The organism is Conexibacter sp. S30A1, assembly GCF_023330665.1.
GTDB lineage: Bacteria > Actinomycetota > Thermoleophilia > Solirubrobacterales > Solirubrobacteraceae > Palsa-465.
Window position 1 is genome coordinate 63,984 of sequence record NZ_CP097127.1, and the last position, 25,181, is coordinate 89,164.

Genomic DNA, 25,181 nt, shown 5'->3' on the forward strand with positions numbered 1-25,181 from the left:
GCTTACTCGTGTCGCTGCGAAGGGCTTGTGCGTGCACGGGACGCAAGCGCGCCCGGCACGTCGTCGGTGATCACCGCGGCGACGCGCGGGTCTGAGAGCAGCGCGGCGTGATCGGCTGCCATGAAGTCCCAGACGATCAGCTCGAGCCCGGCGCTGTCCACCGCCTCGATCAGCGCCTCGTCGACGATCGCCATCTCCGGCAGCAGGATGCGCGCGCCCGCGGCGCGGGCGCGCGCCACCGCGCCTGCGGCGCTGCCATCGATCAGCAGTCCGAGTGTCAGCCGCGGCTCCAACCCCGCGATCCGCGCGAGCAGCGCGTCGATGAACGAGGTCACGATCAGCTCGCCGCCGGCGTTTAGAAAGCCGGTCAGCAGCGGCACGACCTGTTCGGCGTATCCGTCCTCCTTGAGCTCGACATCGAGGGCGATGCGACCCGCGGCCCAGGCGAGCACTTCGCTGAGCAGCGGCGGACGCAGGCCACCCACGCGCGCGAACTCGCCCATGTCGCAGTCCGCGAGCGTGACGCCCCCGTGGCCGGGGTCGTGCAGGATCGCGAGCTGCCCGTCGCGGCTGCGGCGGACATCGAGCTCGATCATCTCCGCGCCGGCCGCGAGCGCCAGCTCGAAGGCTCGCATCGTGTTCTCGGTGGCGGCGCCCGAGTGCAGGCCACGGTGCGCCACGACCCGTGGAGTCGACGTCATCCTGGCGCGACGCTAGCAGGTCTGGCTGTCATGGCGGCAACGCCCGGAAGCAGGCGAGTTGACGGCTGCCGGCGAAAAGGTATATGAATCAGACCTTGACAGGATCGTCACAATTTCTTCCATGGAGAAGGCTAGGTTGTTGTCGGTAAGGACCGGCGCAGCGTGGCCGGTCGGAAGACCAGCAATCACATCGTCCCTGTGAGGAGGGTCATGTCTGTTATCAAACGTCGCGTCGGTGCCTCGGCTGCAGTAGCTGTGGTCATCGCCGCGGGTGGGCTTGGCATCAGCTCGATCGCGAGCGCCAAGAACGCCAAGGCCGCAAAGGTCAACTGGGCCACCGTCACCTCCGCCAAGGCGGGCGGCGGCATGGCGGCGCTGATCAAGGCTGCCAAGGCCGAGGGCAACCTCAACGTGATCGCGTTGCCGCCGACCTGGGCCAACTACGGAACCGAGATCAACACCTTCGAGAAGCGCTACCACATCAAGGTCCACAGCTACAACCCCAACGGCACCAGTGCGCAGGAGATCCAGGCGATCAAGCAGGACCGTGGCCGCAGCTCCGCGCCGGACGTGATCGATGTGGGCGAGTCCTACACGGCCGCGCCCGACCCATCGCTGTTTGCCCCCTACAAGGTTGCGACCTGGAACATGATCCCGGCCGCCGCCAAGGACCCCAAGGGCTCCTGGTACAACGATTACGGCGGGTACATCTCGTTCGGCTGCGACACGGCGGTCGTCAAGAAGTGCCCGACGAGCTGGAAGGCGCTGCTGAGCCCGCAGTACAAGGGTGACGTGACGCTGAACGGCGCGATCGGCCAGGCCGCTGCTGCGACCGACGCCGTTTACGCGGCGGCGCTCAACAACGGCGGATCGCTGACCAACGTCAAGCCCGGCATCGCGTTCTTCAACAAGCTGAAGTCGGACGGCAACTTCAACTCGACCGACTGCAACGCCGTCTCGATCCTCGAGGCCAACCAGTGCCCGATCCTGATCAACTGGGATTACCTGAACAGTGCGAAGTCCTACGGCCTGCCGGCTAGCTTCGCCAAGCACTGGAAGGTGATTGACCCCAACGGCAAGGAGTTCGCCGGCTACTACGTGCAGGCGATCAGCAAGTACGCACCGCATCCCGCGGCCGCGCGCCTGTGGGAGGAGTTCCTGTACTCGACCACCGGCCAGAACATCTGGCTTGAGGGTGGTGCCCGCCCGATCGAGCTTCCCGCTCTGGTCAAGAAGGGCATGGAGAACAAGAAGGCCTACTCGGCGCTGCCGAAGGTCACCGGTACGCCGGTCCTGCCATCGGTTGCCGATTCGGCCAAGGCAGGGCTCGCCATCTCGGCTGCCTTCCCGGCTTGAGCGCGGCAGCTCCAACAGTTCAAGTAGTCAACGATCCCGCGGCGCCACGGCGCCGCGGGATCATGCGCGTCTCGGCGGGCGGTGGGGCCTGGATCGGGATGTTGCCCTTCAGCGTCTACGTGCTGGTGTTTCTGGGGTTGCCGATCTACGAGGTGATCCGCGGCGCCCTCTCAACCACATCCGGCGCTTTCACGTTTGAGAACTTCAAGACGATCTTCAGCGGCTCGCAGTACTGGATTCCGCTTGAGAACAGTGTCATCCTCTCCGCCTGGACCGCGGTCGTGGGAGCGATCTTCGGCACCTGGCTGGCGGCGGCGGTGGTCGCGAGCCCGGCGGGCAGCATGCTGCGCCGGATGGTCTCCAGCGGGTCCGGGGTACTCGCGTACTTCGCGGGCGTGCCGCTGGCGTTCGCGTTCATCGCTGCGCTCGGTCGCGCCCCGGGTGGCGTTGTCACGACGCTGCTCAAGCACATAGGCTTTGACCTCTACGCCCACGGCTTCTCGATCACCTCGCTGCTAGGCGTCGGGCTCGCCTACACCTACTTCCAGGTGCCGATGATGGTGATCCTGATCACGCCGGCGCTCGAGGGGCTGCGGCCGCAGTGGCAGGAGGCGGCGGAGAGCCTCGGCGCCTCAAGGCTCGAATACCTGCGCCACATCGCGATTCCGGTGATGGCGCCAGCCTTCATCGGCTCGCTGCTGATCCTCTTCGGCAACGCCTTCTCCGCCTACGCCACCGCGCTGGCGCTGGTCGGCGCGTCGATCCCTCTGATCCCGGCGGCGATCAACGAGGCGATCAACGGCAACGTGCTCGTCAACCAGGCGGGCATCGCGCAAGCGCTTGGGGTTGAGATGATCCTGATCGCGGCGATCGTCCTGACCTTCTACTGGTTGGTGCAGCGCCGCGCCCGGAGGTGGTTGCAGTGAGCTTCGGCGCCGCTGCGGGCGGCATCGGTGCCGCCGGGATGCTCGCTGAGCTCGAGGAGGAGCCCCAGCCCCAGCAGGGCCGGGTGCGCAGGCGCGGGCGCCCGCGCCTCTGGCGCGTGACGATCTTCGTGCTCGCGGCGATCTTCTTCCTCGGCCCGATCCTCGCCTCGATCAAGTACAGCCTGATCCTCAACAGCGGCGCCTACGGCATCGGCAACTACACGGCGATCATCTCCAACGGCGCGATCCGCAGTGCGCTCATCACCTCGCTTGAGATCGCCGGGATCGCGGCCGTCGTGGTCGTCGCGTTGATGCTGCCCACCGTGGTGCTCGTGCGGTTGCGGCTGCCGAGGCTGACGCTGTTCATGGAGGGCGTCACCGTGCTGCCGATCGTGGTGCCGCCGATCGTCATCGCCGCTGGCCTCGCGCAGTTGCAGAGCAGCGCACCGGAGTGGCTGATCAAGCTGTGGTTCAACTCACCGGTCACCGGCCTGAGCTTCGTCTACGTGGTGTTGGCGATGCCGTTCAGCTACCGCGCCTTTGACACGGGTGTGCGCGCGATCGACCTGCGCACCCTGGTTGACGCATCGCGTAGCCTCGGCGCCTCCTGGTTCACGACGGTGACGCGCGTGATCCTGCCCAACGTCCAGACGGCTGTGCTGGGGGCGGTCTTCCTGACCGTCGCGCTCTGCCTCGGGGAGGTTGTGATCTCGACGATCCTGCTGTACGTGACGCTTCCCGTGGAGTTGATCCAGGCCAGCCAGTCGGGCAACGCCGGCACCTCGGTGGCGCTCTCGGTCCTCAGCCTGCTGTTCGTCTTCGGACTGCTGTTCTCTCTATCCTTCCTCGCCGGGCGCAAGCGTGGCAATAGAACTTCACGGGTGATCTGATGATTCGCTTTGAAGGGGTCAAGCGCCTCTACGGCTCGGTGGCAGCGCTCGCGGGCCTTGACCTGGAGATCGAGGATGGCGAGCTGGTGGCGTTGCTCGGACCCTCCGGCTGCGGCAAGACGACGGCGCTGCGGATCCTTGGCGGCTTTGACCAGCCGACCTCTGGGCGGGTGTTGATGGACGGCCGCGATATCACCGGCGTCCCGGCGAACAAGCGTGACATGGGCATGGTATTTCAGGCCTACAGCCTGTTCCCGAACCTGGATGTGCGCAACAACGTCGCCTTTGGGCTGCGCATGCGCGGTCAGGACAAGCCTACGCGTCTGCGCCGTGCGGACGAGCTGCTGGAGCTGGTCGGGCTGCAGGAGGCAGCTGAGCGCTACCCCTACCAGCTCTCCGGTGGCCAGCAGCAGCGGGTGGCGATCGCCCGGGCGCTCGCGATCGAGCCCAAGGTGCTGCTGCTGGACGAGCCGCTCTCGGCGCTCGACGCGCGCGTGCGCGCGCAGCTGCGGGGTGAGATCCGTAGCCTGCAGCAGCGTCTCGGGATCACCACGCTGTTTGTGACCCACGACCAGTCCGAAGCGCTCTCCATGGCTGACCGGGTCGGCGTCATGCGCGACGGCCGGCTCGATCAGCTGGATACGCCGGAGAACGTCTACCGGCGCCCGGCGACCGCGTTTGCGGCCGAGTTCGTCGGGGCGATGAACCGGCTGCCGGGACGGATCGGCGACAGCGGCGAGGTGCAGGTCCTGGGCCAGCGCCTGCAGGTGCTGAACCTGGAAGGCCGCAGCGCCGGGACCCCGTGCCTGGCGCTGCTGCGCCCGGAGGCGGTCGCGGTGGTGGCCGACTCGGCCGGTCCGGGCGAGATCAGCCAGCGGACCTTCCTGGGCTCGTCGGTACGGCTCGAGGTAAAACTCGACGACGGCCAGCGGGTGCTGGTCGAGGCCTCAAGCCACAGCGCCAACATCGAGCTGGGCGAGCGTGTCGGCGTCCGCATCCTCGCCGAGTCGGTGGCCGTTGCCGACGCGGTGCCAGCGCAGGCAGCCGCGGACGAGCCCGCTCTGGCGTGAGCGCCGCGGTAAGCTCGTGGTGCTCTGACCACCCCGGCTGACACCAGGAGCCTGATCGAGTCCGCGATCGGCCGTTTCCTCGAGCAGGTGCCTGGACTTGCGCACCTGAAGCTCGTTGCCGGACTCGAGCTGCACGGGCGCGGCGACGTACAGCTCTACCGCATCGAGCTACCGGGACCGGTGGTCACAAAGACCGTGCCCGCTGACGCCAGGGTGACCCTTGAGATACGCCGCGAACGCTTCAACGAGCTGGCGACCAGGGGGCAGCTGGCCGACTGGCGCGGTGCGTTCGAGCGCGGTGAGGCGCGGGCGACCGGGATCGAGCAGTACCTGAAGCTGATCGTCAAGGTGGTCGAGGCGCAGGAGGAGCGGGCACGTACGCGACGCGCCCGATAGGGCCCGGACGCGGTCAGGTGGCAGCCTGACGCGTCGGCCGCGTGGGCGTGTCAGCCCTGTGGCGCCAGGCGCTGCGCGAGCTCCTCGGCGGCCGCCAGCTGCGCGTTGACGAGCGCGAGCCCCGCATCCCAGAAGCCCGGGTCTGCGAGGTCGACGCCGACCATCGCGCCCAGCTCCTGTGGTGGCCGCGAGCCGCCTGCCGCGAGCATCTCGAGGTACTTCGGCACCAGCGTCGGGCCCACCTCGCGGTAGCGGCCGTAGACGGATAACGCCAGGAGCTGACCGTAGGCGTACGCGTAGACGTAGCCGGGCGTGTTGATGAAGTGGGGGATGTAGGACCACCAGGAGTGGTAGCCAGGGGTGATCTCCACCGCGTCACCGAGCATCTCAGCCTGGCTCTCAACCCAAGCCGCAGATATGTCCTCGACCGAGAGCTCGCCCTGCTGGCGCCTGCGTGTGTGGATCAGGTGCTCGAAGCGGTTCATCGCCATCTGACGAAAGACCGTGGCGACCGCGTCGTCGATTCTGCCGGCGAGCAGCTCGAGCCGCTGCTGGTCGCCCTCGCACTCCTCAAGCAGTCGCTCGAACACGAGCGTCTCGCCGAACACGGAAGCGGTTTCGGCGACCGTCAGCGGCGTGCTCTGGTGAAAGATCCCCTGCTTGTCGGCGAGCACGGCGTGCAGCCCGTGACCGAGCTCGTGGGCGATCGTCATCACGTCGCGCCGGCGCGCGGTGAAGTTCAGCATCACGTAGGGGTGTACGCCGGAGACCGTGGCGCAATAGGCTCCGCCGCGTTTGTTCTCGCGCAGCGGCGCGTCGATCCAATGCTCGTCGAAGAACCGACGCGCGATCTGACCTGCCTGCGGCGAGAACCGCGCGTATGTGTCCGTGACCAGCTCGCGCGCCTGTGCGTAGGAGTAGAGCGGCTCGCTGTCAGCGACCGTTGCGTTGCGGTCGTAGTCGCTCAGCCGCTCAAGTCCGAGCAGTCGCGCCTTGAGCCGGTACCAGCGCTGCGGGATGTCGTAGCGCCCGCGCACCGCGTTGATCAGCGCCAGCACGGAGCCGTCGTCTGCCTCGTTGGCGAGGTTGCGCGCGGCGAGCCAGTGTGGGTAGCGCCGCAGCCGGTCATCGACGGACTTGTCGTAGACCAGCGTGTTGTAGATGTAGGCGCGTGTCCGCAGCCCCGGCTCGAGCGCGGCGCTGATCGCCTCCGCGGTCCGTGCACGCAGCTCCCGGTCGGGGCTTGCCAGGTCGCTGAAGGCGGCCTCGAGCGGCCGCTCCAGGCCGGCCTCGTCATGCACCCGGATCGCCGCGACCTGCTCGCCGAACAGGCGCGCCCAGGCGGCGCTTGAGCTCAGTCCCTTCTCGGCCAGCACGCGCTCCTCGGGCTCGGAGAGCAGGTGCGGCCGGTAGCGCCGTGCACTGCGCAGATGGTGGGCGCAGAACTCCAGGTCGGCGTCGCCCTCGAGCAGCGTTTGCGCCTGCTCATCCGAGAGCGCCGCCCATTCGAGCTCGAAGAACAAGAGCTCTGTCTCGATTTCTGTGCCGCGCTCCTGGACGTGTTGGAGCAGCGCGCCGCGGGCCGGGTCGGCGCTGTCGGTGCTGAAGCTCAGCATCGCGTAGCTGCCGGCCCGGTCGACCAGCTCCATGATCGCCCCGAGCTCGAGCATCGCCTCACGCAGACCGGCGCTTGCGAGCGTCGCGACCTTGCCGGCGTAGGCCTCGGCGAACGCACCCGAACGCGCGAGCGCCTCGCCCAACAGGCGCCTCACACCTTCATCGCCCTCGCCGTCCACGATCGGCGCGAGGTCCCACGCGCTCTCGGTCAGCTCCGGGTCGCGCAGCAGTTGTTCGGGGGAAGCCATGCAGTCTGCGAGCTTAGCCGAGCGGGCGCCCGCCGGCGGCGGGCGCCCGCTCGGCTAAGGAGAGCTCCACGGCGTGCAGCTTGAGCGCCCGGTCGGCTCCCACCGCGACGGCCACCGCGCCGTCCAGCAGCGCCTCGAGGTCATCTCCCACCAGCTCTCGCCGCCAGCCGGCGAGTGTTCGCACGTCGGGCTCCGGTGCATCCTGGCGCGCGGCCGCGACGATCTGCTCGAGGTCGCTGCGGCTCGCGATCAGCTCATAGGCGAGGCCCGCGTCCAGCGCGCGCGCCCGCAGCAGCGCCTCGGCCAACGCGATCAGCGGCGCGTCGCGCGCGTCTGAAGAAGAGCGTCTGGATTCGCGCGGGATCGGGGGATCCTCGAGTCCGGCGCTCACCTGCTCGAGCACCTCGCGGCCGCGGCGCTTGATGAAGGAGGGGTGCACGCCACGGATCGCGGCGAGTTGGTCGAGGCTGCGCGGCTGACGCTTTGCGAACTCCAGCAGCGGTGGATCCTGCAGGATCTGGCCGACCGGGCGGTCGGCGGCTGCCGCGGTGCGTTCGCGCCAGGCGGCCAGGCGCCGGGCCACCGCGCGTGCCTTGGGATCGAGCTGGCTGGCACGCGGCAGACGCTCCCAGGCTGTTTCCGGGTCGCGCTCGTCGGTGGCTGACTCCAGGCGCCGGCACTCTTCGAGCGCCCACTGCGTCCGTCCTGTCGTCTCCAGGCGGCGGCCCAGCTCGTCGGCCAGCGCGAGCAGGTGGGTCACGTCCTCGGCCGCATAGCTGAGCTGCTCTGCGGTCAGCGGGCGCGAGTCCCAGCGCGTGTAGCTGGCGGTCTTGCCAACCCGGAGGCCGAGCACCGAGGTGATCAGGGTTCCATACCCGGCCTGGGCGCTCTCGCCGACGAAGCCGGCCGCGACCTGGGTGTCGAAAATGTTGCAGGGCGAGGTCAGCCAGGCGCGGCGCAGGATCGCGACATCCTGGCGTCCGGCGTGGACGACGATCTGGATCGCCGGGTCGGCGAGCAGTTCCGCCAGTGGGCTGACATCGACCGACGCGTCGAGTCCGTCGATCAGGATCGTCCTGATGCCGGTCGCAGCCCCAGGATCCTCCACAGCCACCTGCGTGAGGCACAGCAGCGCGCGGTAGCGTCCCTCCGACATGAACTCGGTGTCGATGCCAAGTCGTCCGGCGCGCCGCGCCGACTCGGCGGTGGCCGCGATGTCAGCGCTATCGGCGAGAACGTGCGGATCGAGATCGTGCATGACGGCACCCTATCGGCTTTGCAATCACCGCGTGACGACAACACCTAGCCCGGTGGTAGGATTTACCACGATGATTTTCTCCTCCAAGGCGGAATACGGTGTGCGATTGATGGTCGAGCTGGGGCGACAGAGCCCCGAGCGCCCTGTGAGCCTGAAGGCGATCGCCGACGCTGAAGGGCTCCCGCTCGCCTATCTCGAGCAGGTCGTGGCACGGCTAAAGCGAGCCGATCTCGTGCTGAGCGCACGTGGGGCGCACGGCGGTTATTGGCTGGCGCGCGAGCCGGGCGAGATCACCATGTATGACGTCGTCAGCGCGCTGGAGGGGCCGATCGCGCCGATGGAATGCTTCGTCCACGACGAGATGGAGCGGGTGCTCTGCTCGCACATGCCGGCGCAGAGCAGCGGGCCATGTGCCACCAAGCTGCTGTGGACACGTGTCCAAGGCGGGATCATCCGCTCTCTGCAGACGACCACGCTTGCGGAGTTGGTCGAGTTCTCGAGACGCGATGCTCAACCTCGACCAGACGTTGACCTGCCGGTCCTGCAGGTGCATGCGTGAGCCTCGCGGGCCCGCGACGACTGACTTAAAAGACCTGTAAATACCGATAACCCGAGAGACAGATGCCAGACCTAGAGATCCGAAACCTCCACGTTCGCGCCGGCGAGAAGGAGATCCTGCGGGGCGTCGACCTGCACGTCGGCGGTGGTGAGATACACGCCCTCATGGGCCCCAACGGCTCCGGCAAGTCGACGCTCGCCAACGTGATCATGGGTCACCCCAGCCTCGAGGTCACCGACGGCGAGATCATCTGGGGTGGCGAGAACATCACTGAGGCCGATACCGACGAGCGCGCCCGGATGGGGCTGTTCATGGCCTTCCAGTACCCCGTGGCGGTCCCTGGCGTGACCGTGACCAAGTATCTGCGCACGGTGCTCAACGCGCACCGCGGCGCGCGCGGTGAGCAGCCGATCTCGCTCAAGGACTTCCGCCAGACGGTGCAGTCGGCGATGGAGCTGACCAAGGTCCCCGAGGAGTTCACGCGCCGCTACCTCAACGACGGGTTCTCCGGCGGCGAGAAGAAGAAGCTCGAGATCCTGCAGCTCGCCGTCCAGCGTCCGTCGTTGGCGATCCTCGACGAGACGGACTCCGGGCTTGACATCGACGCGCTCCGCATCGTGGCCGAGGGCGTCAACACCGTCGCCGGTGAGCAGGGCAGCGAGCTCGGCGTGCTGATCATCACCCACTACCAGCGGATCCTGCACATGGTCAAGCCGAGCCACGTCCACGTGCTCTACCGGGGCCAGATCGTCAAGCAGGGCGGACCCGAGCTCGTGACAGAGCTCGAGGCCAAGGGCTACGGCTGGATCACCGACGAGGTGGACGCGCAGGAGACGGCGGCGGTCTGATGGCACTTCCGGCCACAGACATCCGTGTTCCAAGCGCCGAGTTCGCGCTGCTGGCACGCAACATCGATGGTCATCCGATCACCTACCTGGATGCCGCCGCCACGTCGCTGACGCCGCAGACGGTGGTCGACGCGATCGTCGATTACTACACCAACCACCGGGCCTCGGTGCACCGCGGGGTCTATCCCCTGATCGTCGAGGCCACCGAGCTCTACGAGGGGGCCAGGGAGCGGATTGCCGCCTGGCTCGGATCAACCCCGCAGGAGACGGTCTTCACCGCCAACGCCACGGCATCGCTGAACCTCGTTGCCCACTCCTGGGGGCGGGCGAACCTGCAACCGGGCGACACCGTGCTGGTGACCGAGATGGAGCACCACTCGAATCTCGTGCCATGGCAGCTCATCTGCGCCGAGCGCGCGGCCGAGCTGGTCTATGTACCCGTGCTCGACGACGGCACTCTGGACCTCGATGCCTACGAGCGGCTGCTGGCGCTGGAGCCGCGACTGGTCTGCGTCGCCCACGTCTCCAACGTGCTGGGGACGATCAACCCGGTGGCTGAGATCACGCGTCTGGCGCATGCGGCCGGCGCGCTGGTCGTCGTCGATGGCACTCAGGCGGTGCCGCAGATTCCCGTCGACCTGCACGAGATCGACGCCGACTTCTACGCCTGGACCGGTCACAAGGCCTACGGCCCGACCGGCATCGGTGTGCTGCACGGCCGACGCGAGCTGCTTCAGGCGATGCCGCCGTTCATCTCTGGTGGGCACATGATCAAGCAGGTCTGCGAGGCGAGCTCCACGTGGACCGACCTGCCGGGCAAGTTCGAGGCCGGCACGTCACAGATCGCCGAGGCGATCGGCCTGGGTGCGGCCGTTGACTTCATCCAGGAGATCGGCATCGAGTCGATCCGCGCTCACGAGCTGGCGCTGACCACCCAGCTGCTCGAGCGGCTGGCGGAGTTGCCGGGCCTGCACGTGCACGGCCCGCTCGATGCGACCAAGCGCGGTGCGCTCGTCTCCTTCGCGATCGACGGCGCGCACCCGCATGACATCGGCGAGATCCTCGGCCGCGAAGGTGTCTGTGTGCGCACGGGCCATCACTGCGCGCAGCCGCTGATGCGTCGCTTGGCGGTCGGCTCGACCACGCGCGCCTCCTTCGCGGTGCACAACACGACCGAGGACATCGACCGGCTGATGAACGCGCTCGAGAGTGTCAGAAGGGTGCTGGTGCTCTGATGGACGATCAGCTCTACCGCGAGTACATCCTGGAGCATTACAAGCACCCCCACAACTACGGGACGCTGGAACGCGCGGACATGGAGGCCCACGACCTCAATCCGATCTGCGGCGATGAGTTCACCTTCCAGTTTGCGCTCGATGCCGACGGCCGGGTGAGCGATGTGGCCTTTGCCGGCCACGGCTGCGCGATCTCACAGGCCGCCGCCTCGATGCTCTCCGACGAGCTGCGCGGGATGACCACCGAGGAGCTTCTGAAGCTCGACCGTCAGGCGGTGCTCGACCTGCTCGGAATCGATATCTCGGCGACCCGGATGAAGTGCGCGCTGCTGTCGCTCAAGGTCGTGAAGGCCGCGGCGCTCGGCCACGAGGCGGACTGGGAGTCGGATCAGGCATGACGCGAGGGCGGTCCCATGCAGGCGCCGGACGGTCCGTCCTGCCAAATCCGATCAAGTCGCTAGGATTTGACGCATGACGAGTGTGATCGAAGTCTGCCCCCTGAGCGAGCTGCCGCCAGGTCGGGTGCGCATCGTCGAGCACGCCGGCATCGAGGTCGGCATCTTCAACTGCAACGGCGAGCTGTTCGCGATCGAGGACCGCTGCTCCCATGATGACGGCCCGCTCGCCGAGGGCGTGATCGACGCCGGCGCCTGCACCGTCGAGTGCCCGCGCCACGGGGCGATCTTCGATCTGAGGACGGGCAGGCCAAAGACCCTGCCCGCATACGAGCCGGTGGAAACCTTCACGGTGACCGTCGATGAGGAAATGATCAAGCTGGAGGTTGACTGATGGCCACTACCGCACCCCGAATCGACGCCGACGAGTTGCAGGAGGCGCAGGTGGAGCAGCTCACCGAGAACGAGCAGCTCGCCACGATCAACGCCGACTACGACGAGCGCTACGGCTTCCACGACGCCGAGAACTACCTCTACAAGGCGCCCAAGGGCATCAACCGTGAGATCGTCGAGAAGATCTCCGAGTTCAAGTCCGAGCCGCAGTGGATGCGTGACTTCCGGCTCAAGGCGCTCGAGTACTTCTTCGCGAAGCCCCAGCCGACCTGGGGCTCACCGATGCTTCAGGAGGTCGACTACGACGACATCCACTACTTCGTCCGCGCCTCCGAGCGCGCCGAGCGTTCCTGGGACGACGTGCCCGAGGACGTCAAGAACACCTTCGACCGCCTGGGCATCCCTGAGGCCGAGCGCAAGTTCCTCTCCGGCGTCGGGGCGCAGTACGAGTCTGAGGTCGTCTACCACCAGATCAACCAGGAGCTCGTCGCCAAGGGCGTGATCTTCACCGACATGGACACCGCGCTGCGCGAGCACGAGGAGCTCGTGCGCGAGTACTTCGCGACGATCATCCCGCCCAACGACAACAAGCTCGCGGCGCTGAACTCGTCGGTCTGGTCCGGCGGATCCTTCGTCTACGTGCCCAAGGGCGTGCACGTGGAGATGCCGCTGCAGGCCTACTTCCGCATCAACACCGAGTCGATGGGGCAGTTCGAGCGCACGCTGATCATCGCCGACGAGGGCTCCTACGTGCACTACGTGGAGGGCTGCACCGCCCCGACCTACAGCTCGGCATCGCTGCACTCCGCCGTCGTCGAGCTGATCGCCAAGCCGGGGGCCCGGATCCGCTACACGACCGTGCAGAACTGGTCGGCCAACGTCTTCAACCTGGTCACCAAGCGGGCTGTCGCCTACGAGGACGCGACCGTCGAGTGGGTCGACTGCAACCTCGGCTCCAAGCTGACGATGAAGTACCCGTCGGTCTATCTGTTGGGCGAGCGCGCGCACGGCGAGATCCTCTCGATCGCCTTCGCCGGCCGCGGCCAGCACCAGGACGCCGGCGGCAAGATCATCCACGTCGCGCCGAACACGACGTCGAACATCTTCGCCAAGTCGATCTCAAAGGACGGCGGCCGCGGCTCCTACCGCGGCCTGCTCGAGATCGCCAAGGGCGCTCACGGCTCACGGTCCAAGGTCGTCTGTGACGCGCTGCTGCTGGACGAGACCTCGCGCTCTGATACCTACCCGACGATCCGTATCTCCGAGGACGACGTCAACGTCGGCCACGAGGCGACCGTCTCCAAGGTCGGTGAGGACCAGCTCTTCTACCTGATGAGCCACGGCATCCCCGAGGACGAGGCCTCCAAGCTGATCGTCAACGGCTTCATCGAGCCGATCACCAAGGAGCTGCCGATGGAGTACGCGGTGGAGATGAATCGCCTCATCGAGCTGCAGATGGAGGGCTCAATTGGCTGAGCTGACCGCTGTGGCCGCCGGCCCGCTGGCCGGCGGCCTACCCACCTTCAAGGGCCGCCCAGGCTGGGAGTTCACCGACATCTCGGCGCTGGACGTCTCAGCCTACGAGTTGATGCCCGCGGCGCCGGCGGCTTTGGGCACGCCAACGCCGTCTGGCAGCTCACTGTGGGAGCTGCCGGCGTCGGAGCTGCCGGACGGCGTCAGCGTCCGCTTCGAGGACGAGACCACGGTGGTGAGCGTCGGCGCTGGCACGGTGCTCGCGGCGCCACTCGCCCTGAACGTGATCGTGCCCGAGGGCAGGCTGTATAACCAGCGCACGCGCGTGGTGCTCGAAGAGGGCGCGCAGGCGGAGGTTTGGGAGCAGCTGCTCTCAGACGGCGACTGCCTGCTGAACCTCAGCACCGAACTGGTGCTTGGTGACGGCGCGAGCCTGCGCTACGTCTGCGGCCAGGGCCTCGCCGAGCAAGCCTGGATCTTCGGCGCCCAGCACGCGACCGTTGGGCGTGACGCGCGCCTTGACTGGGTGGCGCTTGGCTTCGGCTCGCGCTCCGGCCACGTGCTGATGCAGACCCGGCTCACCGGCGAAGGCGCCGAGGCGCGTGTGACCGGTGCCTACGCGACCCACGGCGGCCAGCACATCGACTTCGATACCACCCAGGAGCACGCGGCGGCCAACACCACCTCGGACCTGGCCTTCCGCGGCGTGCTGACGGACCGCTCGAGCGCCGTTTGGAAGGGCAACATCATCGTCGACCCAGGCGCCCAGAAGACCGACGCCTTCCAGGACTCCCGCAACCTGCTGCTCTCAAAGCGCGCGCATGCGGACTCGATCCCGGGGCTCGAGATCCAGGCAAACGACGTGCGCTGCACGCACGCCGCGGCCGTCGCCCAGGTCGACCCCGAGCAGCTCTTCTATCTGCGCGCGCACGGGATGCCTGAAGCCGACGCCAAGCGCCTGGTGATCGAGGGCTTCCTGGCGGCGCTGGTCGAGCGCTTCGAGCCCGGGCCGGTGCGGGAGATCCTCGGGGCCGCGCTGGAGCGTCGCCTGCAGCTGATCCTCGGCTGAGTGCCGGACGTCCAGTCGGCTCAGGATGGCTGAGGTGCTTGACTCGGTCGCTGAGCTTTGATGTCCGCGTTCGCCCATCCCTACAAGGTCCTGGACGTCTTCACAGACACGCCGCTCGCCGGCAACCCGCTGGCCGTGTTCACCGCCGGCGAGCTGATCCCGAGCCGCCTGATGCAGGCGCTGGCGCGTGAGCTGAACCTCTCAGAGACCGTTTTCCTGCTGCCGGGCGACGGCGAGGCCGATGCCACCGTGCGGATTTTCACACCACGGGCGGAGCTGCCGTTCGCCGGTCACCCGGTGCTGGGCGCCGCTTTCGTGGTCGCCGGCGAGCACGGGCGCGAGCTCGTTCGCCTGCGGACCGGCGCGGGCATCGTGCCGGTGAGGCTCACCCACGAGCACGGTGTGGTCGTAACTGGCGAGATGGAGCAGCCGCTGCCGAGCGTGCGGGCCTACGACCGCACGGCCGAGCTGCTTGACGCCCTTGGCCTGGCCGGCTCGACGCTGCCGGTCGACGCCTACACCAACGGCCCCACGCACGTGATGGTCGGCGTGGCCGACGTCGCGGCGCTGCGCGCTCTCGTGCCTGACCTCGGTGCGCTCGGGCGGCTCGGGACGCTTTGCGTCGACTGCTTTGCGTTGCCCGATCCCGGTGCGGGCACGCCAGCGGGCGTGCCCGCATACGTCCGCACCCGGGTCTTCTGCCCCGGCCTGGGGGTGCCTGAGGATCCGGCGACCGGCTCGGCCGCCGGGCCGCTGGCCTGGCATCTGGCGCGTCACGGCCGGTGCGCGCCCGGGACTTCAGTGACGATCACGCAGGGCGTCGAGCTGGAGCGTCCCTCGGAGCTCATCGCACGGGTGGAGGGCCCCGCGGAGCGTCCGGCGCGGATCGTCGTCGGTGGCAGCGCGGTGGTGGTCGCCAGCGGGAGCTACCGCGCCGCTTGAGGCGACGGGCTCGAGGGCCAAACATTTAGCTGGAGCGCACCCGAGCGTCCTACGCTGGAGTTGGTTCAAGGAGTCTGATGCCACGTGAACAATCTGCGCACGATCTCTACTCGCCGGCTGCTGGTCACGTTGTCGGCGGTCTGCGCGGCCTGCTTGGCGACCGCGGCTGTGGCGCTCGCCGCCGTCAGTAACGGACCCGTGCCAGCCTCGGGCGTGACGCTGGCGCAGGCTGTGAACGGTGCACTCCAGGGCGGCGGCGTCAGCGGCGTGACGGCGCAGGTCAGCTTCACCAACAACCTCTTCTCAGGGGCTTCGCTGCAGACCCCCGATCCGCTTTTGACCGGCGCAAGCGGACGCCTCTGGGCCACCCAGGGCCATCTGCGGCTTGAGCTGCAGGGCTCAAACGGAGACAGCCAGATCGTGGTTGACGGCAGCAGTGTCTGGGCATACGACCCAGCCTCCAACACCGTGTATGAGGGGACGCTGCCCAGCCAGCCGGCCGCCAGCGGCGTGTCCAGCACCGGGACGGTTCCGAGCCTCAGCACGATTCAGGCGGCGCTCACGAAGGCGAGCCAGAACGTCTCGCTCTCGAGTCCGCGCGCAACCGACATCGGTGGCCAGCCGGCCTATGTCGAGACGATCACGCCGAAAAGCAGCGCCGGGCTGGTCGGCGCGCTGCGGCTCGGCTTCGACGCCAACCACGCCGTGCCGCTCGAGTTCGCCGTGATTGCCCGCGGCCAGTCGCAGCCTGCGCTCGCGCTAAAGGCGACGAGCATCAGCTACGGGTCGGTGCCCACTTCCGTATTCCAGATCACGCCGCCTGTGGGGGCGCATGTGGTCACCGTGTCGTTCCCGTCGTCTGCCACGAACGCCGCGCCGGACGGCTCGACGACCGGTGGGTCGGTCAAGGTGGTTGGCAGCGGGCCCGGCTCTGTGATCGTCGCCCAGCACCCGGCGGCCACTGGCTCGAGCTCCGCCGGCAGCGGTGCGCTCGGGTCACTGCCGCTGCAGACGGTGAGCATCAACGGCGCCGCCGGCCAGCAGCTGCCGACCGCGCTCGGAACGGTGCTCGAGTTCACGCACAACGGCGTCAGCTACCTGCTCGCGGGCTCGGTGAGCGCCTCCACGATCGATTCGATCGCAAAGGGCCTCTGAGGGCCCGACGCTTTCACGGCCGGCATGAGCGCCCCCCCGATTGAGGTTCGCGGGTTGGTCAAGCGCTACGGCGAGCTGACCGCGGTGGATGGCGTTGAGCTGACGGTGCAGGCGGGTGACGTTTACGGCTATCTTGGACCCAACGGTGCGGGCAAGACCACCTCGCTGCGCATGATGCTCGGGCTCATCAGCCCGACCGAGGGCAGCGTCCGGTTGTTCGGACGCGACCCGCACTCGACGGTGAGGGCGCTCGACGGGGTGGCGGGCTTTGTCGAGGCGCCGGCCTTCTACCCCTATCTCAGTGCGCGGCGCAACCTCGAGCTGATGGCCGCCTATGACGGATACGGTGCCGCCGGCCGCGTCGACTTCGCGCTTGACACGGTTGAACTTGGGTCCCGGGCTCGCGACCGTGTCGGCGGCTTCTCCCACGGTATGCGCCAGCGTCTGGGTATCGCGGCCGCGCTGCTGCGCGCGCCCAAGCTCCTGCTGCTGGACGAGCCCGCCACCGGACTTGACCCGGCGGGCATGCGCGATATGCGGCGCCTGATCCGCCGTCTGGCCGACGACGGGATGACGGTGCTGCTCTCAAGTCACCTGCTGGCCGAGGTCGAGGAGCTGTGCAATCGCGTGGCTGTGCTGCGCCGTGGTCGCATCGTCTATGAGGGCACGATCGCCGCGCTGGCTCGCGGTGCCGCCGCCAGCTATCGCCTGGCGACCACCGACGACACCAGGGCGCGCGAGATCTGCCTTGCCCAGCCCGGGATCGACGCGGTGTCCACCGAGCACGGCCACATCGTCTTCACCGGTGAGGAGCGGGCCGTCGCCGAGCTCTCGCGCGCGCTGGTCGAGGCGGACGTCCTGATCCACGAGCTTGCCCCCCAGACGGTCACCCTGGAGGACCTGTTCTTCTCGCTCACCGAAGGCGATGGAGTGGTCCTTGACGGTCCTGAACCACTGGTTGTGGAGAGTGCGTCGTGACGGCGCTGGCAGCACCCGCCAGGCCGGCCGGCACGGATGCGACCGGCAGAGCGCCCGGCGTCTGGGCCGTCTACCGCTGGGAGCTCGTCAAGCTGCGCTACCAGAAGCGCACCTACCTCGGGCTGGCAGCGTCGGTGCTGGCGCCGCTCCTGCTGGTGCTGGCGATCAGTCTCCGTTCGGGGGCCGGTCACGGTGATGCGTTCGCCTTCGCCAACTACCTGACGCGCAGCGGCCTGGTCGTGCCACTCGTGATCTTGCTGTTCGGTGCCATCTGGATGTTCCCACTGATCGTCGCGCTGGTCGCCGGCGACATCTTCGCCTCCGAGGACCACAACGGCACTCTGAAGACGGTCCTCACCCGTTCGCTCGAGCGTCAACAGATCTTTGCGGGCAAGATGCTCGTGGCGGCCACCTATGCGGTCTTCGCGATCATGCTCAGCGGCACTGTCGGCGTGATCGCCGGGTCGCTGCAATCCGGTTTCAACAGTCTGCAGAGCCTTTCCGGAACGATCGTCTCGGCGCCCAGGGGCCTGGAGCTCGTCTATGCGAGCCTGGTCGTCTACCTGATCCCCACGGCGGCGATCGTCGCGATCGGGCTGATGCTCTCGACGCTGACGCGCAACAGCGCCGCCGCCGTCGTGGGCACGCTGATGATCTCGCTGCTCATCCAGCTGATCGGCATCCTGCCGGGCATGAGCGGCGCCCAGCCGTACCTGCTGAGCACGCAGTTCAACGCCTGGCAGGGGCTGCTGCGCACGCCGACAGACTGGGTCCCCATCATCCGTGCGCTCTGGGTCTGCGCGCTCTACGGCATTCCGGCGCTGCTCGTCGCCTTCCTGGTCTTTATGCGCCGCGACGTGGCCGGCGGCTAGCCTGCTGGCGCAGGTCAGCTTGCCGGCGCGTCGTGAGCGGTGCCCTGGTTGCGAACCTTCACGATCGCGCTGGCGGCCGCGTCCTGGTCCAGGTAGACGCCGCTGACGCCAAGGGCAGGGTCGACCGCCGCGACGGGCCGCATGTGTTCGTCGAGCTCGTAGAACAGCGGGATGCCGGTTGGGATGTCGAGACCGGCGATGGCGTCGTCCGGGATCGAGTCCAGATGCTTGACCAGCGCCCGCAGCGAGTTACCGTGGGCCACGACCAGCACCTGTCGCCCGGCCCGCAGATCCGGGACGATCGCGTCGTACCAGTAGGGCAATAGCCGCACGAGCACGTCCTTGAGGCACTCGCTGTCCGGGATCGCCTCCGGTGGCAGCTCACGGTAGCGGGGGTCGTGCCCGGCGGCGAGCTCGGAGCTGCGCTCGAGCGGTGGCGGTGGGATGTCGTAGGCACGCCGCCAGAGCAGAAACTGCTCTTCGCCGAACTCGAGGCGCGTCTGCTCTTTGCTGCGGCCCTGCAGGGCGCCGTAGTGGCGCTCGTTCAGGCGCCATGAGCGGTGTACCGGGAGCCACTGTCGCTCGGCAGCCTCGAGCGCGAGCTCGGCGGTCCGGATCGCGCGGCGCAGCAGTGATGTATGCACGACGTCGGCCTGCATGCCCTGGGATCTCAGTAGCTCGCCCGCCCGCACAGCTTCAGCCACGCCGCGTTCGGAGAGGCCCACGTCCACCCAGCCGGTGAAGAGCCCCTTTTGGTTCCAGGTGCTCTCACCGTGGCGCAGCAGCAGCAGCCGGTACCGGCCGTGGCGCTGCCCGCCGTTTGCCGCGTAGGCTGGTGTGCCAGTCACGCCTGCTCCCGAACCATGCCCAAAGCCTAGCCGCTGCGGCTGGCGCGGCTTCCCAGGGATTTCATCGACAGGCGTCCGGGGCTGTGCCGATCACGGCGCGGGACCACCTCCTGCGCTCCATAACACTGACCACGGCGCGAGCAGTGACAGACCGACCCGAACCTTCCGCAACCCCTGCCAAAGCGTCAGCGACCAGCGCGCAGGGCTTCGTAGGCCGGGAGCAGCTCGTCCCAGCGGGCGTCGATGTCACGAAGCTCGCGACCGTGCAGATGGTCCTCCAGATGTTCGACGTGGATCTGGATGCCCGTGCCGTATGCCGCGAGCAGGTGCTCTGGCAAGCCCCGCTGCTCCCAGACCAGCTTGGTCTGGGAGCTCTCCGCCGTCAGCTGCACCTCGATCGTGGTCTGCGCCGGCTGTCCGGGCTGCGGATCGGGATCGCGCATGCTCAGCGGCAGGTGCTGCGGAGGGCTACACGCCTCCACCGTGCCCGTGCGCTCTCCCGAGAGGATGACGCGGACACGAAATTCGCCTCCAGCTGAGGGCTCGCCCTGCAGCTCTCCGAACCAGCGGATAAGTGCCGTGGGATCCGTGAGAGCTCTCCAAACCTCCTCGATGCCGACGTCGAGGCGAAGCTCCATCCGCACGACGCCGTGCCCGTCGACCGACCGCAGACTGCCAAGCACCTGTGATTGGTCAGCCATTTGCCTCGTGGCCCTCAAAGCCTATGAGCCAATGCAGTCCGTAACGGTCACGCACCTGACCGTCAAAGTCACCCCAGGGCCGCTGCTGCAGATCATCAACAACCTTGCCTCCGTCGGCCAGGGCGGAGAACCACCGGCGCATGGTGTCCGGCTCGGCGGTGCCCAGCAGCGCAAGCATCAGTCCCTGGGTACGAACCGCGGGCTCGCCAGCGCTGACATCCGAGGCGAAGAGCGGTACGGCCGAGCCCGCGAGGTAGCCGTGCGCGATCGCGCCGGCTGGGCCGTCGCTACGACCGAACTCGGCGAAGGTGTGAAACCGCGGCTCGCCACCGAAAACGGTGGCATAGAACCAGAGCGCCTCGCGTGCGGTGCCGTCGAAGTGGATGTAGGGCGTCAGGCCCGCCACGCCTGGGATCGTAACGCGGCGCAACCCGCCGTGGGGGTTGGCTTCAAACGGCGTAGGCGACCGGCATATCCCTGCCAGTGGTGAAGCCCCACACCGCGTCTCTGGCTCGGCCAGAACACCGGCCCTGCAGTCGAGGCCGGGTAACCCTCGCCTCGCGCCTCGTGACGCAGAGTGCGTCGTTGGTGGCTTTCAGGCTTGGCCCTGGATCCTGGCCGCAGGGCCAGCTCACCGGTGACTATACGCTGATCCGGAGGGGCGATGGGCCTGGTGACAGAACCACGCTTGTGGCCGCCGCATCCGGCAACGATGTCGTATGCGCTCAGGCCTTCGAGCTCAGCGTCCGACCATGACCGTTAGCGCCGGCAGAGACCGTCTCCGAATCGGGACGCGGGGGCTCGGGCCGGGCGGCACCGATAGCGATGGCCACGGACACGGGGACCTTGCTGGGCAGTCCGGCTGCGGCGTAGGCGTCAGCCTCGTCGAGCGTCTCCTGCTTCAGAAGCGCCGCGGCGAGTGCCTCGAGCTGATCGCGGTGCTGGCCGACCAGCTCGATCACATGGCTGTGAGCCCGGTCGATGAGCTGGCGTACCTGCGCGTCGATGAGCTGCTGCGTGGCTTCTGAGGTCTCGCGCACGGATCCGAACGCATTGCCTGGCTCGCTCGGGATCACGGTTACAACCGGGGTCGATGTCGGACTCGGCGCCGGTGGTGATCGTGCCGTAGGCCGCTTCCTCGGCGACCCGGCCACCGAGCCCGACCTCGATCTTTCCGACCAGGTCCTCACGGGTGCAGGAGGCTTGGTCGTCGTCTGGTGAGAGCACGATCCCGCGCGGTGCTCCCAGGAGGCTCTTCTCGAGTGAATCTGTGAAGTCAGCCGTCTGAACCCTTTGGTGGTTGCGCCGTGCGGCGAGCAAGCGGGATGGCCCGGGTGTGGACCTCTAGGATTCGACGTCGGCACACGCGATCGGGAGCCTGCACGGCGCGACGGTCGAACCTTCCGGGGCGCAGCAGCGCCGGGTCGAGGACCTCTGGGCGGTTGGTCGCCGCCAGCACGATGACCGCCTCCGCGGGCTAGAAGCCGTCGAGTTCACTCAGAATCTCGTTGCGTTTCTGCTCACGCTCGTCGTTGGCGCCAGCCGACGAGACAGAGGCCTGTCGCGACCACCTGTGGCCCCGGCTGTCAGCGCTGAGCGGTGACTGGCACAGGGGGCGGCGCCCCGGACTCGGACGGCTCGCTGCCGCCCTCGTCGGCCCAGCGAGCGGAGGTCGGAGCGCGCGCTTGGATTGCGGCTTCCGCCGTCGCCGCGTCGACCGCCGTCATGTTGTCAACCCAGCGCGCGCCACAGGACCAACAGCTGTCCTCCTGGCGGGGCATGGGCGCACCGCAGGCGTGGCAAAGGCGCGGGAGGTGCCGATTGAACCGCTTGCCCATCTTCGATCAGCGCTTCTTGCGGCTTGCCCTGCGAACGGGACCGAGCAGCCGGCCAACGGTTAGCTTGAGAGAGTGCGGAACCCGGTCGCCAGCCTCGTGGTCAAGGCCAGTGTCGCCGGCGACAACTCCCAACTGAGTGCTGACGTTGGTCTCAGCTCGGGGTTCTTTGGTGATCTTGATGTTCATCAGAGCGTCCTTCCTTCTCTTGAGCGCTTCGTCGATTGAAGTCGGTGCGGTCGCGGTCGGGTCAGCCACTGGAATCGGACACTGACGAGAACCCCGAGGATCCAGCCGATGATCGCCGCCGCCATTACCAGCCAGACCAGCGAAACGCGAGAACTCCCCGCCAGCCAGTCCACCCGTACGCGCGCCGTGTTCGTGGCGGCCAGCGCAACCAGCACCGCGATGAGCGCAACGATTACGATCGCGTAGCCCTGAAGGCGGCCCTGACGAGCGCCGCGACGCAGACGCTCGCGCCGGGTCTCGGCGCGGCTGGTCGGTGGGGCCGGAGCCGACGCGGTCGGTTGATCGCCCACAGACGTCCCAGGTTCCAGCGCCGAGGGTGGGTTATTGGGTGAGGTCTTCATGACTGCATCAGCTCCCCGTTGGTCGATGGTGTCGGCAGCACGGGTGGGGTGGGGAGCTCGGCGGCGGCGTTGCGCTCGCGCGTCAGGAAGGCGCCGAGCTCTCCGATCGTGCTCATCAACGGAGCCGGAAACACGACCGTCGAGTTCTTGTCCACAGCCACCTCGACGAGCGTTTGCAGGTTGCGCAGCTGCAGCGCGAGCGGATGGGCCATCATCACATCAGAGGCCCGGGCCAGTTCTCCGGCGGCGAGCGCCTCACCCTCGGCAGCGATGATCTTCGCGCGCTTCTCACGCTCTGCCTCGGCCTGGCGCGCCATCGCGCGCTGCATGCTCTCCGGCAGCTGGATGTCGCGCAGCTCCACAACCGTGACCTTGATGCCCCACGCCTCGGTCTGCACATCGAGGATCTCACGGATGTTTTGGTTGATCGCCTCGGTCTCGGACAGCGCCTCGTCCAATGTGTGGCGCCCCACCACGGCGCGCAGTGTGGTCTGTGCAATCTGATTGATCGCCTCGGCCACATTCTCGATCGCGAGCACGGATTTGACCGGATCCTCCACGCGGTAGTAGGCCACGGCGGACACGTCGATGCTGACGTTGTCCTTGGTGATGATCCCCTGAGACTGGATCGGCATCGTGATGATTCGCAGCGACACACGATGGATCCGATTGATCACCGGGACGCAGAAGAACAGTCCCGGCTCGCGCGCCTCGCTCTTAACCTTGCCGAGCTTGAACACGACAACGCGCTCGTACTGCTTGATCACATAGATCCCGAACATGATGCTGCCTTCCTGGTGTGGGTGGCGCGATCGCCATGCGTGAACGGCCCGGGCCCTGACGGCCCTGACATCAGTCCCGTTGGTGTGGCTGGCATCTGGAGTGCCTGGTCGGGCGGGCCTGGCTTTCCCACGGGGACATGCATGGACTTGGACTCCAAAGAGGTGGCTCGCGATCACCACGAGCGGTGTCAAATACGCCGGCCAAGTCGCTGAAGCCGGAACAACCGAGTCCGCCGAAGGTCGAGGCGAACTACACATTATTCTACTCCGCGTGCGCAGTTACTCGGCTACGTTCGGCGCTCCGATCAGCATGTGCCACAATCTCTAATCAGGCTATGCCGCCGCTCCGGGATGGAACCGATCATCTGCGCGTTCTGATCGCAAATGAACGCAAGGATCGTCTCGAGCGCGTCGTTCCGGTTGTCGCCGGGCTTGGCCATGAAGTGATTGCGCGAGAGATCGAGGTTGAGGACGTCGGTGCTGTCACCGCGCGGGAGCGGCCCGACGTCGCTCGTGGGGCTCGGCGCCAGCTCACAGCACGCGCTTGATCTGATCGACAAGATCGTCCACGAGGCCGCTTGCCCCGTGATTGTCCTGCTACATGAGCCGGATCCTTTGTTTGTCAGGGAAGCGTCCAAGCGGGGCGTTTTTGCTCACATCTCAGACGACGACGTCGAGGACTGGCAGAGTTCGATCGACATCGTGCTGCGCCGGTTCGCTGAGTACCAGGATCTCCAGGGAGCGTTCGGCCGCCGCGCGCTGATCGAGCGCGCCAAGGGCATCTTGATGGAGCGCCACTCAGTGGACGAGGCCACCGCGTTTGAGATGCTGCGCGAGCGCTCGCGTGTCGATAATCGCAAGCTGGTCGACCTGTGTGCCGCCGTCGTCGACGGCCACCGTCTGCTCCCGGCTAATCCGCACGCTCCGCAGTCCCGCGAGTGAGGCAGGCCGGGTTTCACGGAGACCCCTATGCGAGGGTTTCGGCCCTCGGGAAGGGGGTCGCCGTTATGCCAAGAGGAAGGAAGTACCCCCAGGAGTTGATCTGTCGTGGTGTGCGTTTGGCGATCGACTCCGGACTGCCTGTCAGCCAGGTCGCTGCTGAGCTGGGTCTGTCGGCTCGAGACGTTGCGTAGGCGGGGCAGGCAGGCTGAGGCCGATCAGGGTCTCAGACCGGCGCTGCCCTCCAGTGAGGAGCGGGAGCAGATCAGGCGGCTTGGGGGTATCGGCCTGCGCGGTCGGTATGGTCGGGTGCAGCTCTCGCTGGATTGCTGCCTGTAGCTTTGGGAGGTCGCGATGGCCTTTGACGCGGTTGAAGTGCGCGGCCGCCTCTCTCATCCCGGCGGCGGTCCAGCGCAAGCGCATGTCCCCGTCACGCCAGCGTTTGACGTTGCGCTGTGTGGTGCGGACGGTGCCTGACATGCTCTCGATGTTGTTGGTTTGTCTCAGCGTGCGTGCCAGCGCACCGTCGATGCCGAGGCGGGTGAGCGTGAGGGTCTCCTCCATGCCCTCCCGCAGCGAGCCGGCGGCGTCGGGGTGGGTCTTCTCAAGCTGTGAGGCGAGCGCCGTGAGCGAGGTAAGCGCCTTGCTGTGATCGGGCTCTGACCAGGCTTTGCGAAGCTTCGCTTGCACCCAGGCGCGCTGGTGCTCGGGCAGGTGCCCGCACACATTCCTTGCCTTGTGGACCTGCAAGCGTTGCGCCAGCGCCCGCTGCCCAGCCAGGTCACGCACCGCCTTCCGCAGCGCCTTGGTGCCACCCAGTACGTCGAGCGCGCCTCGACAACGACACGCCCACCGACCGGCTCATCGACCCGCCGTGCCTTCCGGGCAGACACCCCGGCAAGCATCCGCTCGAGCATCACCGCACAAAGCGGGTCGTGGCCAGCAAACTGCGCGGAGCTTTCAAGCCCGATTTGCCGGTCCTGCTCACCAGCTAACCACTTGACATTGATCTTGGCTGGAGACGCGGCGCACGATTCGCGGCGCTCGGGCGTTCAGTTGATTGATGAGCGCCACAACCGAGTTCCAGGCCGAGACCCTCAGCCAC

General features: G+C 67.5%; 29 protein-coding genes and 1 pseudogene. 18 read left to right on the plus strand and 12 right to left on the minus strand.

The window, feature by feature from the left end:
* Positions 1-2: 2 nt before the first annotated feature.
* Positions 3-701, minus strand: a complete 699-nt coding sequence (locus tag M3M54_RS00280; protein ID WP_249020193.1) for a glycerophosphodiester phosphodiesterase — start codon at positions 699-701, stop codon at positions 3-5.
* A gap of 210 nt (positions 702-911) precedes the next feature.
* On the opposite strand from M3M54_RS00280, the gene M3M54_RS00285 reads away from it, so the two are divergent.
* The 5 genes from M3M54_RS00285 (at position 912) to M3M54_RS00305 (ending at position 5,339) form a co-directional block, all read left to right on the plus strand.
* The gene (locus M3M54_RS00285) at positions 912-2,057 is read left to right on the plus strand and encodes an ABC transporter substrate-binding protein (protein WP_249020194.1); all 1,146 of its coding nucleotides are present in this window, start codon (positions 912-914) and stop codon (positions 2,055-2,057) included.
* A gap of 62 nt (positions 2,058-2,119) precedes the next feature.
* Positions 2,120-2,983: an ABC transporter permease subunit gene (locus M3M54_RS00290; RefSeq protein ID WP_249020195.1), complete on the plus strand. Its 864-nt coding sequence runs from the start codon at positions 2,120-2,122 to the stop codon at positions 2,981-2,983.
* A complete protein-coding gene (locus M3M54_RS00295; RefSeq protein WP_249020196.1) occupies positions 2,980-3,873 on the plus strand; it encodes an ABC transporter permease in 894 nt (297 codons plus the stop codon). Before M3M54_RS00290 ends, M3M54_RS00295 begins: the two co-directional genes overlap by 4 nt.
* The gene (locus M3M54_RS00300) at positions 3,873-4,943 is read left to right on the plus strand and encodes an ABC transporter ATP-binding protein (RefSeq protein WP_249020197.1); all 1,071 of its coding nucleotides are present in this window, start codon (positions 3,873-3,875) and stop codon (positions 4,941-4,943) included. The genes M3M54_RS00295 and M3M54_RS00300 overlap by 1 nt, the downstream gene beginning before the upstream one ends.
* 87 nt (positions 4,944-5,030) lie before the next feature.
* Complete coding sequence (locus M3M54_RS00305) at positions 5,031-5,339, plus strand: hypothetical protein (RefSeq protein ID WP_249020198.1); 309 nt, start codon at positions 5,031-5,033, stop codon at positions 5,337-5,339.
* Positions 5,340-5,389: 50 nt separating this feature from the next.
* Here M3M54_RS00305 and M3M54_RS00310 read toward each other — a convergent pair whose 3' ends face one another.
* Complete coding sequence (locus tag M3M54_RS00310; protein ID WP_249020199.1) at positions 5,390-7,204, minus strand: M3 family oligoendopeptidase; 1,815 nt, start codon at positions 7,202-7,204, stop codon at positions 5,390-5,392.
* A gap of 13 nt (positions 7,205-7,217) precedes the next feature.
* Positions 7,218-8,462 (minus strand): HRDC domain-containing protein, encoded by a 1,245-nt coding sequence (locus M3M54_RS00315; protein ID WP_249020200.1) that lies wholly within the window; start codon positions 8,460-8,462, stop codon positions 7,218-7,220.
* 70 nt (positions 8,463-8,532) lie between these two features.
* On the opposite strand from M3M54_RS00315, the gene M3M54_RS00320 reads away from it, so the two are divergent.
* From M3M54_RS00320 to M3M54_RS00370, 11 genes are all read left to right on the plus strand, one after another.
* The gene (locus M3M54_RS00320; protein WP_249020201.1) at positions 8,533-9,021 is read left to right on the plus strand and encodes an Rrf2 family transcriptional regulator; all 489 of its coding nucleotides are present in this window, start codon (positions 8,533-8,535) and stop codon (positions 9,019-9,021) included.
* Positions 9,022-9,083: 62 nt separating this feature from the next.
* Complete coding sequence (gene sufC, locus M3M54_RS00325; RefSeq protein ID WP_249020202.1) at positions 9,084-9,869, plus strand: Fe-S cluster assembly ATPase SufC; 786 nt, start codon at positions 9,084-9,086, stop codon at positions 9,867-9,869.
* The gene (locus M3M54_RS00330) at positions 9,869-11,104 is read left to right on the plus strand and encodes a SufS family cysteine desulfurase (protein WP_249020203.1); all 1,236 of its coding nucleotides are present in this window, start codon (positions 9,869-9,871) and stop codon (positions 11,102-11,104) included. The genes sufC and M3M54_RS00330 overlap by 1 nt, the downstream gene beginning before the upstream one ends.
* Complete coding sequence (sufU, locus tag M3M54_RS00335; RefSeq protein WP_249020204.1) at positions 11,104-11,502, plus strand: Fe-S cluster assembly sulfur transfer protein SufU; 399 nt, start codon at positions 11,104-11,106, stop codon at positions 11,500-11,502. The genes M3M54_RS00330 and sufU overlap by 1 nt, the downstream gene beginning before the upstream one ends.
* Positions 11,503-11,575: 73 nt before the next feature.
* Complete coding sequence (locus M3M54_RS00340; protein WP_249020205.1) at positions 11,576-11,893, plus strand: bifunctional 3-phenylpropionate/cinnamic acid dioxygenase ferredoxin subunit; 318 nt, start codon at positions 11,576-11,578, stop codon at positions 11,891-11,893.
* On the plus strand, positions 11,893-13,368 hold the full coding sequence (sufB, locus tag M3M54_RS00345) for a Fe-S cluster assembly protein SufB (RefSeq protein WP_249020206.1): 1,476 nt from the start codon (positions 11,893-11,895) through the stop codon (positions 13,366-13,368). The genes M3M54_RS00340 and sufB overlap by 1 nt, the downstream gene beginning before the upstream one ends.
* On the plus strand, positions 13,361-14,434 hold the full coding sequence (gene sufD, locus M3M54_RS00350; RefSeq protein ID WP_249020207.1) for a Fe-S cluster assembly protein SufD: 1,074 nt from the start codon (positions 13,361-13,363) through the stop codon (positions 14,432-14,434). Before sufB ends, sufD begins: the two co-directional genes overlap by 8 nt.
* Before the next feature lie 60 nt (positions 14,435-14,494).
* The gene (locus tag M3M54_RS00355; protein WP_249020208.1) at positions 14,495-15,376 is read left to right on the plus strand and encodes a PhzF family phenazine biosynthesis protein; all 882 of its coding nucleotides are present in this window, start codon (positions 14,495-14,497) and stop codon (positions 15,374-15,376) included.
* Positions 15,377-15,460: 84 nt separating this feature from the next.
* Positions 15,461-16,531: a hypothetical protein gene (locus M3M54_RS00360; protein WP_249020209.1), complete on the plus strand. Its 1,071-nt coding sequence runs from the start codon at positions 15,461-15,463 to the stop codon at positions 16,529-16,531.
* A gap of 24 nt (positions 16,532-16,555) precedes the next feature.
* Positions 16,556-17,509, plus strand: a complete 954-nt coding sequence (locus tag M3M54_RS00365) for an ABC transporter ATP-binding protein (RefSeq protein WP_249020210.1) — start codon at positions 16,556-16,558, stop codon at positions 17,507-17,509.
* Positions 17,506-18,381 (plus strand): ABC transporter permease, encoded by an 876-nt coding sequence (locus tag M3M54_RS00370; protein WP_249020211.1) that lies wholly within the window; start codon positions 17,506-17,508, stop codon positions 18,379-18,381. The genes M3M54_RS00365 and M3M54_RS00370 overlap by 4 nt, the downstream gene beginning before the upstream one ends.
* Before the next feature lie 14 nt (positions 18,382-18,395).
* On the opposite strand, the gene M3M54_RS00375 is transcribed toward M3M54_RS00370, so the two are convergent.
* The 7 genes and pseudogenes from M3M54_RS00375 to M3M54_RS00405 form a co-directional block, all read right to left on the minus strand.
* Positions 18,396-19,229 carry a phosphoglyceromutase gene (locus M3M54_RS00375; RefSeq protein WP_249020212.1) on the minus strand — a complete coding sequence of 278 codons (834 nt, stop codon included), beginning with the start codon at positions 19,227-19,229 and terminating at the stop codon, positions 18,396-18,398.
* Positions 19,230-19,414: 185 nt separating this feature from the next.
* Positions 19,415-19,930 (minus strand): SRPBCC domain-containing protein, encoded by a 516-nt coding sequence (locus M3M54_RS00380; protein ID WP_249020213.1) that lies wholly within the window; start codon positions 19,928-19,930, stop codon positions 19,415-19,417.
* Positions 19,923-20,336 (minus strand): VOC family protein, encoded by a 414-nt coding sequence (locus tag M3M54_RS00385; RefSeq protein ID WP_249020214.1) that lies wholly within the window; start codon positions 20,334-20,336, stop codon positions 19,923-19,925. Before M3M54_RS00385 ends, M3M54_RS00380 begins: the two co-directional genes overlap by 8 nt.
* 319 nt (positions 20,337-20,655) lie before the next feature.
* Entirely contained in the window at positions 20,656-20,970 is a 315-nt protein-coding gene (locus M3M54_RS00390; protein WP_249020215.1) for a hypothetical protein, read from the minus strand.
* A gap of 109 nt (positions 20,971-21,079) precedes the next feature.
* Positions 21,080-21,157: pseudogene (locus M3M54_RS16830) on the minus strand (hypothetical protein); the annotation flags it as partial.
* Positions 21,158-21,206: 49 nt separating this feature from the next.
* A complete protein-coding gene (locus tag M3M54_RS00400) occupies positions 21,207-21,389 on the minus strand; it encodes an AAA family ATPase (protein ID WP_249020217.1) in 183 nt (60 codons plus the stop codon).
* 385 nt (positions 21,390-21,774) lie between these two features.
* Positions 21,775-21,954, minus strand: coding sequence for a hypothetical protein (locus M3M54_RS00405; RefSeq protein ID WP_249020218.1), 180 nt, complete (start codon positions 21,952-21,954; stop codon positions 21,775-21,777).
* A gap of 108 nt (positions 21,955-22,062) precedes the next feature.
* Here M3M54_RS00405 and M3M54_RS00410 point away from each other — a divergent pair, with 108 nt between their 5' ends.
* Positions 22,063-22,200: a hypothetical protein gene (locus M3M54_RS00410; protein WP_249020219.1), complete on the plus strand. Its 138-nt coding sequence runs from the start codon at positions 22,063-22,065 to the stop codon at positions 22,198-22,200.
* Positions 22,201-22,351: 151 nt separating this feature from the next.
* Here the strand turns inward: M3M54_RS00410 and M3M54_RS00415 are convergent, their stop codons facing one another.
* On the minus strand, positions 22,352-23,137 hold the full coding sequence (locus M3M54_RS00415) for a slipin family protein (protein ID WP_249020220.1): 786 nt from the start codon (positions 23,135-23,137) through the stop codon (positions 22,352-22,354).
* Positions 23,138-23,614: 477 nt separating this feature from the next.
* Here M3M54_RS00415 and M3M54_RS00420 point away from each other — a divergent pair, with 477 nt between their 5' ends.
* A complete protein-coding gene (locus M3M54_RS00420) occupies positions 23,615-24,079 on the plus strand; it encodes an ANTAR domain-containing response regulator (protein ID WP_249020221.1) in 465 nt (154 codons plus the stop codon).
* A 141-nt stretch (positions 24,080-24,220) separates the two neighbouring features.
* Here the strand turns inward: M3M54_RS00420 and M3M54_RS00425 are convergent, their stop codons facing one another.
* Entirely contained in the window at positions 24,221-24,895 is a 675-nt protein-coding gene (locus M3M54_RS00425) for a transposase (RefSeq protein WP_256465832.1), read from the minus strand.
* Positions 24,896-25,181: the final 286 nt, after the last annotated feature.